This window comes from Marinobacterium lutimaris (genome assembly GCF_900108065.1).
GTDB lineage: Bacteria > Pseudomonadota > Gammaproteobacteria > Pseudomonadales > Balneatricaceae > Marinobacterium_D > Marinobacterium_D lutimaris.
This window is the reverse complement of record NZ_FNVQ01000005.1, coordinates 90,776-108,675: the sequence shown is the minus strand read 5'-3', so window position 1 is coordinate 108,675 and position 17,900 is coordinate 90,776. Positions and strand designations below refer to the sequence as shown.

Sequence of the window (17,900 nt, the reverse complement as noted above, 5' to 3'; positions counted from 1 at the left end):
CGGTTGTTGCTCCCCTTAGCCGAGTGGGTAAGGGGAGCTAACAGCTCGCACTAGTGCGTTATGCGTCACCGGAGTCGGGTAGCTTGAAAGGGGCATTGCCAAGGTGATTGTTGGCTTCCACAAGTCTGATCATCTGCAGCAGAAACAGGTTTCGTTCCTCTTCAGGCAGGGCCTCCACCGTGCGGTCATGAGCTTGCTGAACCCTTTCGGACATCTTTTTGAGAAGAGCCTGTCCCTTACGGCTTAGTTTTACCAGCTTTACCCTGCGGTCCTTAGTGCTGCGCCGCCTTTCCAGTAGCTCCCTCGACTCGAGTCTGGGGATGACCTCGGCCACGCTGGTTCTCTCCAGTCCAATTTCTTGAGCAACGCTGTTCTGATCCATTTCGCCATTGGCCCTGAGTGCACTCATCAGACTGAACTGGACCGGGGTGATGTTGAACTCGTTGGTTTCACTCAGAAAAAGGCTGGTATGGATCTGGTGCAAACGCCGAATTAGAAAGCCGGGGCGAGCAAAAAGCGGTGACCGGGCAAAGGCCTTTTCGAGTTCGGCGTTAATTTCATCGTGACTGGGAATAGGCATAAGGGGGCTGTGTTTAGTGCTTGGAGTAAGAGAATAGAATAATATTAGTGGTATACCTCATAATTTGCGCGGGAGTCAAAAGTATCTGTTTGGAAACAAGCACTGAGTTACGGTTTGGGCTATCAGCTTCGATCGCTGAATAGCTTCACCAGCGTAGCCGGATCCTGCTCCAGATAGCCTTTGCTGCCATGCAGTCGCATCAGCTCCGCGCCGAGACCGGCCATCGGAATTGCGCTGCCATTTGCCTTGGCCAGGGCGTTGGCCATATCCAGGTCCTTGAGTAGGGTTTTGACATGCCATTTGATCTCGTCGAAATCGCGCGCGGCCATTTTCGGTCCGGTCAGCTGCAGTGGAATTGAGTCGGCAAAGCCACCTTTAAGAGCTTCAGGGATGCGGCTGGCATCGACACCAGACTGCTCGGCGAGGGCCATCACCTCGGCCATCACCAGCACATTGCAGGAGACCAGCATCTGGTTGCAGATCTTGGTGGCTTGGCCGGAACCGACAGGGCCCATATGAGTGACTCGCTGGGATAGCGGCTCCAGTAATGGCCGTACCCGCTCAACCAGTTCAGTATCGCCACCGGCCATGATCGCCAGGGTGCCCTGCTCAGCGCCGGCGACACCGCCGGAAACCGGAGCGTCGATCCAGTCGAGGCCGTGTTCCTCTTTGCAGCGGCTTGCCATCTCGCGGGTGGCGTCCGGGGCAATACTGGAAAAATCGATCAAGACCTGTCCTTCCCGCGCTGAATCGGCGATACCCTGTTCGCCGAACAGGATCTCGCTGACAGCTTCGGTGTTGGAGACGCAGGTCATGATCACATCCACGTTGGCGCAGAGCTCGGCGATGCTGCCGGCAACCCGGGCGCCACGTTCGGCCAGCGGTTGGCACTTGTCGGCGTTGCGGTTCCAGACGGTGACGGCGAATCCTGCTTCCAGCAGTCGTGTGCTCATCGGTACGCCCATCAGGCCCATGCCGATAAAACCGATTCGGGTGCTGCTCATGCTGATCTCCTGTGTCTTCTTAATATTGTGGGTAACGCCCGGCCTTCCTGAGCCGGGCGATCCAGTCTATCAAAAAGCGTTTTAAAACAGCGAAAGCAGCAAGGAGTTAGCAAAGGGTGGCTATTTGCGTGGATGCAGCCAGGCAGGCAGCAGGCTGTAGGGATCTACCGAAACGTCGTGATCGAAACTGACGCTCGAGTCTTCCAGCCGTTGCTGGAAACGACCGCTCTTGAACTCGTCGAACACCTCGGTGCAGCCGCCGACAAACTCTCCGCCGATAAATATCTGTGGGATGGTGACGCAACCGGTATGTGCGTTAAGCGCAGCGCGGATGCTGCCGCCCAGATTGTCCTGTTGATACTGGGCGCTATCCAGGTCCAACGAGCGGTAGGGGATATTGCACTGTTTGAACAGCTTGCGCAGGGACCAGCAGAACTCACACCACTCCAACGCGAACATCACCACCGGGTTGTTCTTGTCGTGCAGGGCATCGGCCAGAAACTGTTCGGCTTGAGGTGTGGCCTTGATCGTTGCAGGAGTCGGCGCGGCCGCCGGTGCAGGCGCGGGTGCAGAGGGTTTATCAAAGCGGTAGCCGGGGGTTGAGCGGGAGATCTCGATCTCCTCGTTGGTCATCTCCGTCTCTATCTCGGCAAACAGCGGTGTGCTCAGGTAGCGCTCGCCGGTATCGGGCAGCATGCAGAGAATGGTGGTTCCGGGTGGCGCTGAGCGGGCGATCTGAAGGCCACCGGCCATAGTGGCTCCGGCGGTGATGCCGCAGAAGATTCCCTCCCTGCGTGCCAGGTCCAGTGAGGTTTGCAGGGCGTCGCTGCCGGCGATGGGGCGTAGTTCGTCGATCAGCTGCGCGTTGGCTGCGTCCTCCGTCAGCTTGGAGATAAAGTCCGGCGTCCAGCCCTGCATCAGGTGGGGGCGGAAACTTGGGTGGCTGGCACTGGGCATGCCGTTGGCAGCTCTGGGTTGCGGCTGGTGGCTGCCGAGCAGCGGTGAATTATCCGGCTCGCAGACGATAATGCGAGTCTCGGGGCTCTTCTCTTTCAATACCCGGGCGACCCCTTTGAGCGTACCGCCGGTGCCGAAACCGGTGACCCAGTAATCCAGCCGGGTGTCGCTGAAGTCATCGAGAATCTCGACGGCGGTGGTGCGGGAGTGGAAATCCGCATTGGCCTCATTCTCGAACTGACGACAGAGAAACCAGCCGTGGCTTTCAGCCAGTTCCACTGCCTTGGCCAGCATGCCGCTGCCCTTGTCGGAGGCCGGTGTCAGAATCACTTTGGCGCCGAGAAAGCGCATCATCCGACGGCGCTCGACGCTGAAATTCTCCGCCATGGTTACTACCAGGGGATAGCCCTTCTGGGCGCAGACCATTGCCAGGCCTATGCCGGTGTTGCCACTGGTGGCTTCGATCACCGTCTGGCCTGGTTTCAGTGCGCCGCTGCGCTCGGCATCTTCGATAACGCCCAGGGCGAGTCGGTCCTTGATCGACCCCATAGGGTTGAAGGCTTCCAGCTTGGCGTAGAGGTTAACTGCGGGAGGGGCCAGGTGATTGATGCGCACAACGGGCGTACGGCCCACTGTTTCGAGAATGTTGTTATACCGAGTGCCCATGGCTGTTCTCCCGGTTTTATTATTCTTTCAAGCATAGTTCAGAGCCGGCGTTAAGGCCCGGTATGAGCAGCGCTGGCTCGTTGTGGTGTTGGTTCTGTCGATGGGGGTGTTGAGAGAGCGGGTGGCTGGCGCGGATTGTGGAAAACGTTAAAGAGAATCCAGCCCCCGTTCATCGGTCAGGGGGCTGGATCTCAGTGCTTACAGAGCGGCGACGCAGCCGTCACTGCGCGGATCGGCAGCGCCTTCCAGCACGCCATCCGGGCGTTTCACCAGTGCCCCGGCATGGCCCATGGTGTCGCTGAACGCTTCGTCCAGCATCTCCACCTCATGGCCTGCATCGCGCAGCTGCTTGACCAGTGCCGGATCGAAACGGCTCTCCAGCTTCAGCGTGGTGCTGGTATCACCCCAGGTGCGTCCCAGCAGCCAGCGCGGCGCGGTGACCGCCTGCTGCAGCGGCAGACCGAGCATGGCGTAGCGGCTGAATACCGCAGCCTGGGTTTGTGGCTGACCTTCGCCACCCATGGTGCCGTAGCTCATCACGCGGCCATCGTCGAAACGGGCCAGGGCAGGGTTGAGGGTGTGGAACGGCTTGCGGCCAGGTTCCAGCGCCTGCAGCGCCTTGGGATCGAGCGAGAAGCTGATACCGCGGTTCTGCCAGTTGACGCCGGTGCTGTCGAGCACGACGCCGGAGCCGAACTCCCAGTAGATGCTCTGAATAAAGCTCACCGCACGACCTTCGCTGTCGATGCAGCCCATCCAGATGGTATCGCCCGGGCTGGCAGGATCGGGCCAGGGCAGGGCTTTCTCCGGGTCGATCTCGTCGGCCAGTTTCTGCAGAACCGCAGGATCGAGGAACGACTGGGGATCCGCCGGCAGACGGTCCGGGTCGGTGACGTGGGTGTCACGCACGCGGAAGGCGCGTTTGGTGGATTCGATCAGGCCGTGCAGATGGGCGAAACCTTCCGCTTCGGTGATGCCGAGCTTGTCGAAAATCCCCAGAATCATCAGCGACGCCAGGCCCTGGGTAGGCGGCGGGAGGTTATAGATCTTGGCGCCGTTGACGGCGACCTCCAGTGGTTTTACCTGGCTGGCGCTGTAGCCGGCCAGATCGTCTGCGGTTAGCGGGCTGCCCAGGCGTTCCAGTTCTTCACCCATGGCACGGCCCAGCTCGCCGCGATAGAAATCATCGAGACCGGCACGGGCTAGCTGCTCCAGCGTATTGGCCAGCTTGCCCTGAGTCATCAGGGCGCCCACATCGGGCACCTGGCCATTCAGCATAAAGGTATCGGTGAAACCGGGCACATCGTGCAGCTGATCCAGCTTGGAAGCGGTCAGCGCTGACTGGCTTTCGGTAACGACGATGCCGTTGCGGGCGTGATTGATCGCGCTTTCCAGAAGGCGGCTCAGCGGCAGCGATTTGCCCCAGCCGTCAGCGACCTTGAGTGCTTCGGCCCAGCCGCCGATGGTGCCGGCGCTGGTGAGGGCTGCGGTGGCGCCGCGGCTGGGGATTGCATCCAGGCCTGCGTAGAAGCTGCGGTCGGCTTTTTTTGCCGCGCGGCCGCAGGCGTCGATCGCCACCGGCGCCTTGCCCGGCTCATGGATCAGCCAGAAGCCGTCGCCGCCGATGGAGTTCATGTGCGGATAAACCACGGCGATGGTGGATGCCGCAGCGACCATCGCTTCGACGGCGTTACCGCCTTCGGCCAGCACGTCGCGACCCGCCTGGGCGGCCAGGTGATGGGGGGCAACCATCATTCCGCGGGTGGAATAAACCGTTTTCAGCATTGTTGTTCTCCGTTATTGGAAAGTTATGCACAGCTCCGTTTCAGAATCGGGAGCTGTGCATAGCGCTTTCTTAGCTGAACTCTTTTAGTGAGCTGTTTTAGCTGAAGAGACCGTAAAACATGCGCAGCGAGGTGATCCCCAGGAACAGGGCGAACAGCTGGCGCAGCAGTTTGGCGTTGATTGCGTGGGCGATCTTCGCGCCGACCGGAGCCATCTTCATGGTAGCCGGGATGATCAGGAACAGGCCTATCAGGTTAACGTAGCCGATCGACAGCGGCGGGCGCGCTTCGACACCGATACCATTGATCAAAAAACCGATGGCGCCGGGCAGGCTTATCACCAGGCCCAGGGCCGCACCTGTACCGACGGCAGTGTGCATCGGGGTTTTGAACGCGCTCAGGATCGGCACGCTGAGGGTGCCGCCGCCAATACCCATCAGGGTGGAGATGCCGCCAATGAAGGTACCGATCACGCCGGTGCCCAGGGCGCCGGGCAGTTTGTCGGCCACATTGAAGCCATCTTTCTTGAACGCCATGTTCAGCGCGACCAGTAGGGCGATGGTGGCAAAGATAGCGGTCAGTACCTTGCCGCTGAAGTAGCCGCTGGCCACGGCGCCGATGATGACGCCGATGATCACGCCCGGTACCAGCTGCTTCAGCAGATCCGGATTCAGGCTGCCCTTCTTGAAGTGCGCCCGCGACGACATGATCGAGGTAGGGATGATGGTCGCCAGCGAGGTGCCCACCGCCACATGCATACGAACCGCTTCGTCGATGCCGAGCAGGGTAAACAGGTGGTAGAGCACCGGCACGATAACGATGCCGCCGCCCACGCCGAGCAGGCCCGCCATCAGGCCTGCGATCACACCGGTTACGACCAGAGCGACAGCCAGGCCGATCAGCCAGGTTGTCGAATAATCCGAGAGTATATCCATAAACGTGTCCTTAGCTTGTTATAAGGTTTTTACCAACCGATCGCTTCAGGCAGCCAGGTGACCAGAGAGGGGAACTGGAACAGCACCACCACGGCAGCGAATTGAAGCAATACAAACGGTAACGCGCCTACGTAAATATCCCGCGTTGTCACCCCCGGTGGCGCCACGCCTTTCAGGAAGAAAAGCGCCCAGCCAAAGGGCGGTGTCAGGAAGGACATCTGCAGGTTCATCGCTACCAGAATCGACAGCCACACCATGTCGGTGCCGTAGTTCATAAACACCGGCAGGAACATGGGCAGTGCGATATAGGAGATCTCGATCCATTCGAGGAAGAAACCGAGAACAAACAGCAGCGCCATCAGGAACAGCAGTGCACCCAGTTCGCCGCCCGGAAGCATCTCGAACATATGGTGAACCATCTGGTCGCCACCCAGCCCACGGAACGCCAGCGAGAACGGCTGAGCGCAGAGCAGGATAAAAAACACCATGGCGGAGATGGTCAGGGTACCGTGCAGCGCTTCCTTGACCAGTTTCCAGTTCAGGCGCTTGAACGCCAGGGCAATCGCCAGCGCACCCAGTGCGCCCATGGAGGCGGCTTCCGTCGGAGCAGCGATGCCACCGACAATGGAACCGAGTACAGCAACCACCAGGAACAGCGGCGGGCAGACATCGCGCAACAGGTCTTTGGTCAGCTGCTTGCCGGTAATTCCAGCGCGCTCTTCCGCCGGGATAGCGGGCATCCATTCCGGCTTGATTTTGCCGAGAATAAGCAGGTAAAGCACATAGATCAGCGCCAGTACCAGGCCGGGAATAAACGCTGCCGCAAACAGGGTACCCACCGACTCACCGACGATATCAGAGAGCAGGATCAGCACCAGGCTCGGCGGAATGATCTGTCCGAGCGTACCCGAGGCGCAGATAGTGCCACAGGCAACGCTGGGTGCGTAGCCGCGACGCAGCAGCGATGGCAGGGTCAGCAGGCCTACGGTGACTACGGTGGCGCCGACGATACCGGTGGAGGCGCCCATCAGTACGCCAACCAGGATGATCGCCAGGCCCATGCCGCCGTTCACGCCGCCCATCGCCTTGCCGATGGTTTCCAGCATGTTCTCGGCGACCCTGGATTTTTCCAGCATCACGCCCATAAACACGAACAGCGGCACCGCCATCAGGGTGTAGTTGGTGACAACGCCATACAGGCGCGCAGGCATCAGGTTAAACAGCATTGGCCCGAAGCCGAGGTAGCCGGCGACAAAGCCGGACACAGCCAGGGAGATCGCTACCGGAATACCGATCATCATCAGGCCGAGGAAACCGCCGATCATGCCGATGATCAGCCACTCGTTACCGCTCATGCGACCTCCTCGGCAGTACTTGTTTGATCAGTAGTTTCGTTAGATGTTTCAGACGGCAGTTTGCCGCACAGCACCAGCAGTGAACGCAGGCTTTCAGCCAGTCCCTGCAGCGCAAGCAGGCCGAAGCCCAGCGGAATAAAGGCTTTGAGCAGATAACGCATCGGCAGGCCACCCGGATCCGGAGAGCCTTCATTCAGCATGAAAGACTGCTGCACATAGCTGATCGACAGGTAGGTGATAATCACCGCCACTGCCAGCGTCAGCAGCGCGCCAACCAGGTCGACAAAGGCACGCAGTCGCCAGTTGAAGCGCTCGTAAAGAAAATCCACGCGCACATCGGCGCGGTGTTTCATGGTGTAAGAGAGACCGATCAGGGCGATCGGCGAGATCAGGTGCCACTCCAGCTCCTGCATCGCCACCGGGCCGATGGAGAACAGGTAGCGCAGAATGACATCGGTGGCGACGAGCAGGACCAGGGCCAGCACGACTAATCGTGCCAGCCCGCCCATTGTTTCGACCAACCACTCTATGGCGTTAATCGCGGTCTTCATGCATTACCATCAAAACAGGTTCAGGAAAGGTTTTTCGCTGAGCGCTGCCCAGGACGCATGTTTCTTGCGGAAGTCCATGAACGACTTGTGCACCTTGCCGGTCAGCGGATCGGCAGCGGCCATGGTTTCCAGGGTGTCGGCGGTCACTTCCTGCAGACGGCTGACGATAGAGCCCGGCAGCGGCTGGGCGATAACGCCTTCGTTCTCGACCAGGTCGGTCATGGCATCGGCGTTGACCGCTTCACACCAGGAGAGGCTCTCGGTGACGCAGGCCGCAGCGGCCGCCTTGATGATCGCCTGCTGATCCGCCGGCAGAGAATCCCAGACCTTCTTGTTGATCAGCAGTTCGGTAACGTTGGTGGGCTCGCCCCAGCCGGTGGTGTAGTAGTACTTGGCGGCTTTGTGCAGGCCCAGACGACGGTCCTGGTAGGGGCCGACAAACTCGGCGGCATCGATAACGCCACGCTCCAGCGCCGGGAAGATCTCGCCGCCCGGCAGCAGCACCGGGTTAACGCCCAGCTCTGAGTAAACCTTGCCGGCCAGGCCCGGGATACGCATCTTCAGACCTTTTAGGTCATCTACGCTTTCCAGCGGTTCGCGGAACCAGCCGGTCATCTGCACGCCGGTGTTGCCCATCGGGAAGGCGATCAGACCATATTCAGCGTAGATCTCGTGCCACAGATCCAGACCGCCGCCGTGGTACAGCCAGGCGTTCATGCCCTGGGTGCTCATGCCGAAGGGGACGGTGGTGAAGTACTGGGCGGCGGGGATCTTGCCTGCCCAGAAGTAAGCGTTAGCGGCGTTCATCTCAACGGTGCCGGCGGCAACGGCGTTGAAACCTTCCATCGCCGGGATCAGCTCGCCCGCGGCGAAGTGCTGAATGTTCATCCGGCCGCCAGACATGGTTTTGACCTTCTCGCAGAAATCCGTTGGGCTGCCCGGGCCCTGGACATAGAACGGAGAGCCCGGCGGGTAGGCGTTGGTCATTTTGAGGTTGAACGTTTCTTCGGACGCAGCGGCACGCGCGATGGCCGGAGCGCCAAGGGTGGCGCCGACGGCGGTTGAAGCCAGAGCTGCACCGATGAATTTACGTCGTTTCATAGTCATGTCTGTTGCTCCTGTTCTAACAAAGGGATGGGCCGATGCCCGAAACGGAAGAATCCTTGTGTTTCTGGTTTTGCTAGAGCAGGGGGCGTGCCAGTTATGCAAATAATTCGTAACTTTATGAAATTAAAAGATTTATTGTTAGGTTTTTGTGTCTGAGTTGAGAAAGTTTCGGGATCAAAAAGAGGCGGGTGCAAAACGGGGCAGGGATACAAAAGCTAGCGCCTGGAGCATAGATCTAGCAGTTGTAAACCGAAAAAATGGAACTGAGGGTTTCCAGGAACACAAATGGCATCGCTGTACCGGGTTTGGCGACAGATGTACTCACTGCACCAGAAACGGATGTGCGCACCAAATATGTGCGAAATTCATCTAATTTGAGGTCCGTGTATACAAGGAGCGTCTAGAAGCGGTGCTCTTGTATACACGATTGGCCTTGGAGGGCTGGCTTGTTGTTAGAGCCTTGCGCCGCCGCGGCGATGCTTGACTCGCTTCAGCAGGCTGTTGCACTCCACGGAGATAATCTCCGGCCGGCCAAAGATATGATCCTTGGCAAAACGGTCGAAGCCTTCGTGGCTGTCGGTGAGTGTGTGGATATGCAGGCTGCGCAGATCGGACATGATATAGAGACTGACCACTTCAGGCAGCGCCGCCAGTTCTTCGGCCACCTTTTCGATCTCCTGGGGGCTGACCTTGAGGTCAACGAACATGGAGATGGTTTTGCCCAGCTTCTCTGGATTGACCACCGCAGTGAACTTCTCGATCACCCCTTCTTCCACCAGTGCCTGCACGCGGGCGCGGGCATAGGCGCGGGACACGTTCAACTGACGGGCGATATCGGCAAAGGAGATGCGTGCATCCTTGATCAGGATTTTGAGCAGTGCGCTGTCGAGTTCGTTCATGGGTCGGCGGATCCATTTGGAAAAACTGGTTTCAGTATACTGACTTACATCGATCTCTGGCTATCTGGCTGGCTGCTCTTGGGCTATCTGACTGGTTAGTCTACAGAGCTTTAACGGGCGTCAACAAACTGCAGTGCAGGCCACGCATAATTGTCATTGTGCTGTTGCAACATAAGTAGCACCAGCGTTATATGTATGGGTATTAAAAGCGCGTGTACGCCCATCTTCAGACAGAAGGTTTTGCTGAATGTACAAGCTCTGCTTCTTTGTACCGGATTCCCACCTTGAGCCGGTCAAGGCCGCCCTGTTTGCAGCAGGTGCCGGTCGCATCGGCGATTACGACAGCTGCTGCTGGCAGACCTTGGGTACGGGGCAGTTTCGGCCACTGGCCGGCGCCAATCCGCATCTGGGTCAGGTCGGGCAGGTGGAGCGCGTCGAGGAGTGGAAGGTGGAAATGGTGCTGGATGATGATCTGGTGCAGTCCACGCTGATGGCGCTTCGAACCGCACACCCCTATGAAGAGGTCGCCTACGACCTCTGGCGTCTCGTCGATCCCGACAAGCTCTGATACAGCCCAAAGGACAGGGAGTCTGCTGTGACCCAACTGTTGGTACGTTACTCACGAATCCTCGAAATCATCGGCGATATCGTCAAGGTTCATGTGCCTGAGCCGGAAGCCGGGGAGGTCTCCGAGATCGGTTACGGCGATCTGGCGCTGATCGAAAACACCCAGGACCCTTCGCAACTGCCGTTCATGGCGCAGGTGATCCGCATCGATGGCGATGAGGTGTCGCTGCAGCTGTTCTCCGGCACCAAGGGGTTATCCACCCAGGCGGGTATCCGTTTTCTCGGTCACCCGATGCAGGTGACTTTCTCGCCCAATATCCTCGGTCGCAGTTTTTCCGGTTCCGGTCGGCCCATCGATGGCGGCCCGGAGCTCTCTCAGGAAGCGCGCATCGAGATCGACGGCCCCACGGTGAACCCGGCGCGGCGTATCCTTGCCTCGCGGATGATCCGCACCAACGTGCCGATGATCGACGTATTCAACTGCCTCGTTGAGAGTCAGAAGATCCCGATCTTCTCCGTGGCGGGCGAACCTTACAACCGATTGCTGGCGCAGATAGGCGCCAACGCTGACGCCGATATCGTGGTATTTGGCGGTATGGGGCTGATCTTCGATGACTACCACTTTTTCCGCCAGGCGTTCGAGGAAGCCGGTGTGCTGGCGCGCACGGTGATGTTCGTGCACCAGGGCTCGGATCCCGTCGTTGAAGGCCTGCTGGTGCCGGATATGGCGCTGGCGGTGGCGGAGCGCTTTGCCGTCGAAGAGGGCAAGAAGGTGCTGGTGCTGCTCACCGATATGACCGCCTATGCCGATGCGCTGAAAGAGGTGGGTATCTCCATGGAGCACGTGCCCTCCAACCGCGGTTATATCGGCGATCTCTATTCTCAGCTGGCGCGGCGCTACGAGAAAGCCTGCGACTACAAGGGCGCGGGCTCGGTCACCATCCTTTCCGTGACTACCATGCCGGGCGACGATGTCACCCACCCGGTGCCGGATAACACCGGTTATATCACCGAGGGGCAGTTCTACCTGCACGATGGCGTCATCGATCCCTTCGGTTCCCTTTCGCGCTTGAAGCAGCATGTGATCGGCAAGGTGACCCGCGAGGATCACAGCCAGATCATGAACACCATGGTGCGCTTCTATGCCGCCGCCCAGGATGCCGAGCAGAAGCAGGCGATGTCGTTTGAGCTGACTGAATACGATGAGCGCCTGCTCAAGTTCGGCGGCCTGTTCCGTGACCGCTTCATGGATATCCGCGTTACCCTGCCGTTGGAAGAGGCGCTGGATCTCTGCTGGCAGACGCTGGCGGAGTGTTTCGAGCCGAAAGAGCTGCTGATGAAGGATGCACTGGTCAGCAAATATTTCCCCCAATCCGGACAGCCCAAGGCTGCACGGACGGCCCAGGAGTGAGCCGTGGCAAAGCTGGCGCTGAACAAGAGTTCACTGCATAAGGAAACCAGCCGGCTAAAGGCGTTTCGTCAGTTTGTGCCGGCGCTGGACCTGAAGCGCAAGCAGATACTGGCGGCGCGGCAGGCCAGCCGTCGCGCGCTGAATGAAACCCGCGGCAAGCTGGACGATATTCTGCGTCAGGTGCGTGAACAGCTGCCGATGCTGGCGCAGAGCAAGCTCGACCTGCGTGCGCTGGTACGCCTCGAAAAGGTTCAGATCGGCCAGGTAAACCTGGTCGGTATCGAGCTGCCGCAGATCGAGCAGGTTCAGATTCAGCGACAGCAGCATTCCCGTCTTGCCATGCCCGCCTGGGTCGACAGCGCCTGCGATCTGATCGAGCAGCGCCTGCGCTTAGAAGTCGAGTGCCGGGTGGAGCAGCAAAGGCTGGATTGTCTGGAAGCAGCGCTACGCAAAACCACCCAGCGGCTTAACCTGTTCGACAAGGTGCTGATCCCCCGCACCGAAACCCATATCCGCAAAATCCGTATCGCCCTCTCTGATGCCGAGCGTGCTGGTGTGGTGCGCGCGAAACTGGCCAAGAACAAAAGGGTGAGGGCTGCTTCATGAGTATCCGTCCACTGTTCAAGGTCACCCTGATCGGCATGCTTGAAGAGAAGGCCCGGGCGCTGGATGCGCTGCAGAGCCTGGGGCTGGTGCATATCGTCCCGCTGGCGTCGCGACCGCCGGAGAAACCGCCGGAAGATCTCGGGGTTACTCCGGAGCAGCTGCGTCTGGCGCTGCAGTACCTGGGCAGTTGCCCGAGCAAGCGGCGCCAGGTGGTCACCGAGCGCCATTTTGATCTGGTCGATGTGGTCCACAAGGTGCTGCAAAAGCGGCGTCGACGCCTGAAGCTTGAAGAGCAGCGTGATGCGCTGGTGAAGCGTATCCGTGATCTTACGCCCTGGGGGAGCTTTGAGCTGCCGGGTGAGCAGGGGCTTTACGGCCAGCGGCTCTGGTTTTACCTGGTGCCCAACTACCGCATGAAAGAGGTGGAGAAGGCCGACCTGGTCTGGAGCGTGGTGCACCGGGATAACCGTCTTACCTATGTGGCCGTGATCGCCGAGGATGAACCCCGTACCAACCAGATGCCGGTGCCGCGTACCCATACCGGATCCATCCCGCTGGAGCAGCTCGAGCACCAGTTGCAGGACATAGAGATCGAGCTGGAACTGCTCGATGGCGAGCGCGAGGCGGACACCCGCTGGCTCTACCTGCTGCAGCGTTCCCTGGCAGGTAACGCCGATGCTGCAGAACGCGCCGAAGTGGCGGAGCAGACGCTGGATCGTGATGGCGTGTTTGCGATCCAGGGCTGGGTCGATACCGGCAAAGAGAGCGAGCTGAACGCCTTTGCCGAGCGCAACGGCCTGGCGCTGTTGCTGCATAGGCCTGCCGATGATGAGCTGCCGCCCACGCTGCTGGATAACCCCCAGGCCCTGTCGGGCGGCGAAGATGTGGTGCGTTTCTACCAGATGCCGGGCTATCGCGCCTGGGATCCTTCCCGGGTGGTGTTTTTCTCCTTTGCTACCTTCTTTGCGCTGATTCTGTCCGATGCCGGTTACGCGCTGATGCTGGCGCTGGTACTCGGCTTTTACTGGAAGCGGATGGGGGCCAGCGATACCGGCCAGCGGCTGCGTATTCTTGGCGCCACACTGTCCGTGTTCTCGCTGGTCTATGGCGTGCTGGTCGGCAGTTACTTCGGCGCCGGGCCGCCCTGGGGTTGGCTGGAGAGCCTCAAGGTGCTGGATGTGAACGACTTCGACAGCATGATGAACCTGTCGATCTTTGTCGGCGCGGCACACCTGATCATCGCCAACGGTATCAACGCCTGGCGCCTGCGCGGGCGACTGCCGGCCATCGCCAGCGGCGGCTGGATACTGGTGATCATCGCAGGTCTTTTGCTCTGGCAGCTTGGAGGCTCGGCGATCATCTACGCACTCGGTGCGCTGGGTCTGCTGCTGGTGTTTGGCTGCTCCAGTGAGCGGCGTGGCCGGGATGCGAAAACGCTGTTATTGCGAGTGTTCGATGGGCTGTTGGCGCTGACCGGGCTCTCATCGATGTTCGGTGATGTGCTCAGCTACCTGCGCCTGTTCGCGCTGGGGCTGGCCAGTGCCTCGCTGGCGCTGACCTTCAATCAGCTGGCCGGTGAGGTCGCTACTGCACTGCCCGGAATGGGGGTGCTGCTGGAGGTGCTGATCCTGATTGTCGGTCATCTGCTGAATTTTGTTCTGGCGGTGGTCAGTGGCGTTATCCACGGCCTGCGTCTGAACCTTATCGAGTTCTACAACTGGAGCCTTTCCGATGAAGGCTATCTGTTCCAACCCTTTGCCAAGCGGGAGGTTAACCCTTGGATAACCTGATTATTGCCCTGGGATGGGCGGGGCTTTACGGGCCGATGGCCCTGGGTGCTATCGGCAGTATTATCGGCTGCGCGTTGGCGGGGCAGGCGGCCTGTGGGGCGCTGCTGGAAACGGAGACCGGACACGGGCGTTATGTCGGCATCGCCGCCATGCCCTCGTCGCAGACGATCTATGGCATCGTGGTGATGTTCTCGCTGAACCGCGAGGTCAATATCGACAATGCCCCGGGTCTGTTCGCTGTCGGTATTCTGGCCGGTATGGCGCTGCTGTTCAGTGCCGTGCGTCAGGGCCAGTGCTGCGCCTCGGCGATCAACGTTTCCAAGATCAAGCCGGAGATCTTCGGTATGTCGGTGGCGCCGGCCGCTATTGTTGAAGGTTTCGCGGTATTTGCCTTTATCTTTGCCCTGGTGATCAGCGCCGGCATCCCGGCCTGACGGAGGCATTATGAGCGAGATCGAAAAATCCCATGCCGCCTCCGGTGTAGAGGCGCTGATCGACCGGCTGCGACAGCAGGGGGTCGATAAGGGGCAGGAGGAAGCGGCGCAACTGATCGCCGAGGCTCAGCACCGCGCCGACTGGCTGATCGAGCAGGCGGAGCAGGAGGCGAAGCAGATTCGCGATAACGCCCGCGCCGATGCCGAGCGGCTGCGCAAGGGCGGCGAGGATGCTTTGAAGATCGCGGCCCGCGATGTACAGCTGCTGCTGCGTGAAGCGCTGGGCCGGGTATTCGCCGACCGGGTGCGGATCCTGGTCAGTGAGCAACTGGACGATGCCGAGTTCATGCAATCGCTGCTGCGCGAGGTGGTCTGCGCCGTGCGTGAGAACGCGGAGCTCGATAGCAAGTCGGTTGAGGTGCTTCTGCCGGCCCAGTTTGTCGGTATCGACGAACTGCGACGCAACCCCAACGCCTATCGCGAAGGCAAACTGAGTAACTTTGTACAGCAGTTGCTGGCGGAGCAGCTGCGCGAGGGCGTCAGCTTCGATATCGGCGACCAGCGCGGTCTGGTGCTGAGGTTCGAAGGTGAAGACGCCGAGATGGACTTGAGTGACCGGGCTCTGTCTGAGCTGCTGCTGCGCCATCTGCAGCCGCGCTTCAGGGCGCTGCTGGAGGGAGTGATTCGCTAGATGACCTCTTTGTCCTCGGCTTCCGGTTCTTCCAACTCAAGAGCCTCTTACTACACGCTGATCCCGTCACTGCCGGCGCTGGCGCCGCTGCACAAGCTGCAGGAACTGCCCTGTTCCACGCTGAAGCTGGAGCAGCGCCTGACCATGCTCAACGACCGGGACAGGGAACAGCTGGACCGGGCGTTGCGCCTGTGCCAGCGGGAGAGGATTGGGGATGAAGAGTACTCAGATACCGATGAGGTGAGTCACTGGCAGGAAGAGCTGGCCGCCATCGATGACCCGCTGGTCACCGAGCTGATCGCCGATTATCTCGAGTCACGCACGCTGGTGGCGGCGCTGCGCTACCGTCTGGCGGGGCAGAGCAGCGGCGCCGACTTCAAGGGGTTTGGCCCGCGGGTCTGGCTGATTCAGCGTAACTGGCAGCAGCCGCTGTTCGGGTTGGAACATCAGTTCCCCTGGCTGGTCCGCGCCCGTGAGGCGTTGGAGGCCAACGAGGGGCGAGTGCTGGAGAATCTGCTGCTGGAGCGCTTCTGGACCCGGCTCTGGCGTACCGAGCAGACCCAGCATTTCAGCTTTGCCGCCATCGTCGCCTACCGGTTGCGCTGGGCGCTGTCGGAGTACCGGCTGCGCTGGGACCAGACGGCGGCCGTAGATTATTTCGATCGCTGGGCGGAGGCTGCACTGGATCAGTTCAGCTTCGAACCCGATCCGATTTCCACAGGGAGTGAAGCATGAGCGATGCCGTGCAGGTAAGTGCCCGCGTCAGTGCAGTGCACGACGACATAGTGACCATCCGGCTGCTGAAGGATGAGGACGGCAACTTCTACCCGATCATCAAGAACGAGGTGGTGCTGGTCTGCCCGCAACGCACCAATAGCGAGTTTCAGGAGAAACTTCAGGCCGAGGTGCTGCGTGTGCGCTACGGCGAGGCAGACGTGCAGGTGTTCGAGAACACCCGCGGCGTGGCGGTGGGCGATGCGGTGGAGCAGACCGGCGAGATGCTCTCTGTGGCGCTGGGACCGGGTCTGCTGGGCCAGGTTTACGATGGCCTGCAGAACCCGCTGGAGCTGATCGCCGGCCAGCAGGGCTTCTTCCTGCCGCGCGGTTACGCCGTGGATGGTATCGATGCCCAGCAGCACTGGTCGTTCCAGCCCAAGGTGAAAATCGGCTCCACCGTGCGTGCCGGTGACCTGCTCGGCACCGTGCAGGAGGGACGCTTTGAGCACCGCATTCTGGCGCCGTTCAACCTGCGTGGGCAGGCGGAAGTCAGCTGGGTGCAGGAGGGTAGTTTTACCGTCACCACGCCGGTGGTGCGCCTCAGTGATGAGGCGGGCCGCGAGCGCGAGGTGACCATGCAGCAGAGCTGGCCGGTGCGGATTCCGGTCAACCGCGACCTGCTGCGCGAAGGTTACAGCGAGCGGCTGTTCCCGGATAAGCCGCTGCAGACCAGCATCCGTCTGATCGACACCTTCTTCCCGGTGGCGCGTGGCGGTACCGCCTGTATTCCGGGACCTTTCGGCGCGGGCAAAACGGTGCTGCAAAGCCTGATCTCGCGCTACTCCGATGTGGATATCGTGGTTATCGTCGCCTGTGGTGAGCGTGCCGGTGAGGTGGTTGAGACGATTACCGAATTCCCCAATACGCCGGATCCCCGTGGCGGCACGCTGATGGACCGCACGGTGATCATCTGTAACACCTCGTCGATGCCGGTGGCGGCCCGTGAGGCGTCGATCTACACCGGGATTACCATCAGCGAGTACTACCGCCAGATGGGCTACAACGTGCTGCTGATCGCCGATTCCACCTCGCGCTGGGCGCAGGCGATGCGTGAAACCTCCGGGCGGCTGGAAGAGATTCCGGGTGAGGAGGCGTTCCCCGCCTACCTGGAGTCCTCAATTCGAGCGCTTTATGAACGTGCCGGTGTGGTGAAAACCAATGATGGCCGCGAAGGCAGCCTGACGCTGATCGGCACCGTATCGCCGGCGGGCGGTAACTTCGAGGAGCCGGTGACCCAGGCGACGCTGCGTACCGTGAAAACCTTCCTCGGTCTCAGCGCCGATCGTGCCTACAAACGTGCCTATCCGGCGGTGGATCCGTTGATATCCTGGTCGCGCTACCTGGATCAGCTCAGCCCCTGGTTTGAAAAGGAGCTGGAGCCGGGCTGGACCGAGCGAGTGCATGGCTTGCTGAAACTGCTCAAGCAGGGCGAGTCGGTACAGCAGATGATGGAAGTGACCGGCGAGGAGGGGGTAACCCTGGATGATTACCTGACCTGGCAGAAAGCGAACTGCCTGGACCAGGTCTATCTGCAACAGGACGCCTTCGATCCGGTGGATGTATCGACGCCGCTGGCGCGGCAGCAGGTATTGCTGACGCTGTTGCTGAAATGCCTGCACGAACTGCCACCGCTGGCGGACAAGGCAGCAGCGCGTGAGTATTTCGTCACCCTGACCGGGCTGATGAAAAACCTCAACTACAGCCGCATGGACAGCCCGGACTACCGCCACTACCTGCAGGAGATTGAAGCCCTGCGCGGCGGTAAGCGGTCCGCGGCTTAGTTGTT

Annotated in this window: 17 protein-coding genes; 8 read left to right on the top strand and 9 right to left on the bottom strand. The window is 60.3% G+C overall.

Features of this window, described 5'->3' with window-relative positions:
- Positions 1–58: 58 nt before the first annotated feature.
- The 9 genes from C4S72_RS19885 to C4S72_RS19845 form a co-directional block, all read right to left on the bottom strand.
- A complete protein-coding gene (locus tag C4S72_RS19885) occupies positions 59–580 on the bottom strand; it encodes a MarR family winged helix-turn-helix transcriptional regulator (protein WP_104004933.1) in 522 nt (173 codons plus the stop codon).
- A gap of 122 nt (positions 581–702) precedes the next feature.
- Positions 703–1,584, bottom strand: a complete 882-nt coding sequence (locus C4S72_RS19880; protein WP_104004932.1) for an NAD(P)-dependent oxidoreductase — start codon at positions 1,582–1,584, stop codon at positions 703–705.
- A gap of 120 nt (positions 1,585–1,704) precedes the next feature.
- Positions 1,705–3,207, bottom strand: coding sequence for a pyridoxal-phosphate dependent enzyme (locus C4S72_RS19875; protein ID WP_104004931.1), 1,503 nt, complete (start codon positions 3,205–3,207; stop codon positions 1,705–1,707).
- A 198-nt stretch (positions 3,208–3,405) separates the two neighbouring features.
- Positions 3,406–4,992 carry a gamma-glutamyltransferase family protein gene (locus C4S72_RS19870; protein WP_104004930.1) on the bottom strand — a complete coding sequence of 529 codons (1,587 nt, stop codon included), beginning with the start codon at positions 4,990–4,992 and terminating at the stop codon, positions 3,406–3,408.
- 97 nt (positions 4,993–5,089) lie between these two features.
- Positions 5,090–5,926: a sulfite exporter TauE/SafE family protein gene (locus C4S72_RS19865; protein ID WP_104004929.1), complete on the bottom strand. Its 837-nt coding sequence runs from the start codon at positions 5,924–5,926 to the stop codon at positions 5,090–5,092.
- A gap of 29 nt (positions 5,927–5,955) precedes the next feature.
- Positions 5,956–7,281: a TRAP transporter large permease gene (locus C4S72_RS19860; protein ID WP_104004928.1), complete on the bottom strand. Its 1,326-nt coding sequence runs from the start codon at positions 7,279–7,281 to the stop codon at positions 5,956–5,958.
- Entirely contained in the window at positions 7,278–7,832 is a 555-nt protein-coding gene (locus C4S72_RS19855) for a TRAP transporter small permease subunit (RefSeq protein WP_104004927.1), read from the bottom strand. Before C4S72_RS19855 ends, C4S72_RS19860 begins: the two co-directional genes overlap by 4 nt.
- 9 nt (positions 7,833–7,841) lie before the next feature.
- The gene (locus C4S72_RS19850; protein ID WP_104004926.1) at positions 7,842–8,939 is read right to left on the bottom strand and encodes a TRAP transporter substrate-binding protein; all 1,098 of its coding nucleotides are present in this window, start codon (positions 8,937–8,939) and stop codon (positions 7,842–7,844) included.
- A gap of 452 nt (positions 8,940–9,391) precedes the next feature.
- Positions 9,392–9,838, bottom strand: coding sequence for an Lrp/AsnC family transcriptional regulator (locus tag C4S72_RS19845; RefSeq protein ID WP_104004925.1), 447 nt, complete (start codon positions 9,836–9,838; stop codon positions 9,392–9,394).
- A gap of 247 nt (positions 9,839–10,085) precedes the next feature.
- Between C4S72_RS19845 and C4S72_RS19840 the strand changes: the two genes are divergently transcribed.
- From C4S72_RS19840 to C4S72_RS19805, 8 genes are read left to right on the top strand one after another with little or no spacing between them, the layout of a single operon-like run.
- Positions 10,086–10,406, top strand: coding sequence for a Nif3-like dinuclear metal center hexameric protein (locus tag C4S72_RS19840; protein WP_104004924.1), 321 nt, complete (start codon positions 10,086–10,088; stop codon positions 10,404–10,406).
- Between the two features lie 27 nt (positions 10,407–10,433).
- Positions 10,434–11,816, top strand: coding sequence for a V-type ATP synthase subunit B (locus tag C4S72_RS19835; RefSeq protein WP_104004923.1), 1,383 nt, complete (start codon positions 10,434–10,436; stop codon positions 11,814–11,816).
- A gap of 3 nt (positions 11,817–11,819) precedes the next feature.
- On the top strand, positions 11,820–12,422 hold the full coding sequence (locus C4S72_RS19830) for a V-type ATP synthase subunit D (protein ID WP_104004922.1): 603 nt from the start codon (positions 11,820–11,822) through the stop codon (positions 12,420–12,422).
- Entirely contained in the window at positions 12,419–14,212 is a 1,794-nt protein-coding gene (locus C4S72_RS19825; protein ID WP_104004921.1) for a V-type ATP synthase subunit I, read from the top strand. Before C4S72_RS19830 ends, C4S72_RS19825 begins: the two co-directional genes overlap by 4 nt.
- Positions 14,200–14,646, top strand: a complete 447-nt coding sequence (locus tag C4S72_RS19820) for an ATP synthase subunit C (protein WP_104004920.1) — start codon at positions 14,200–14,202, stop codon at positions 14,644–14,646. The genes C4S72_RS19825 and C4S72_RS19820 overlap by 13 nt, the downstream gene beginning before the upstream one ends.
- Positions 14,647–14,656: 10 nt before the next feature.
- Positions 14,657–15,337, top strand: a complete 681-nt coding sequence (locus C4S72_RS19815; protein ID WP_104004919.1) for an ATPase — start codon at positions 14,657–14,659, stop codon at positions 15,335–15,337.
- On the top strand, positions 15,338–16,072 hold the full coding sequence (locus C4S72_RS19810; protein ID WP_104004918.1) for a hypothetical protein: 735 nt from the start codon (positions 15,338–15,340) through the stop codon (positions 16,070–16,072).
- Entirely contained in the window at positions 16,069–17,895 is a 1,827-nt protein-coding gene (locus tag C4S72_RS19805; protein ID WP_104004917.1) for a V-type ATP synthase subunit A, read from the top strand. Before C4S72_RS19810 ends, C4S72_RS19805 begins: the two co-directional genes overlap by 4 nt.
- Positions 17,896–17,900 lie beyond the last annotated feature (5 nt).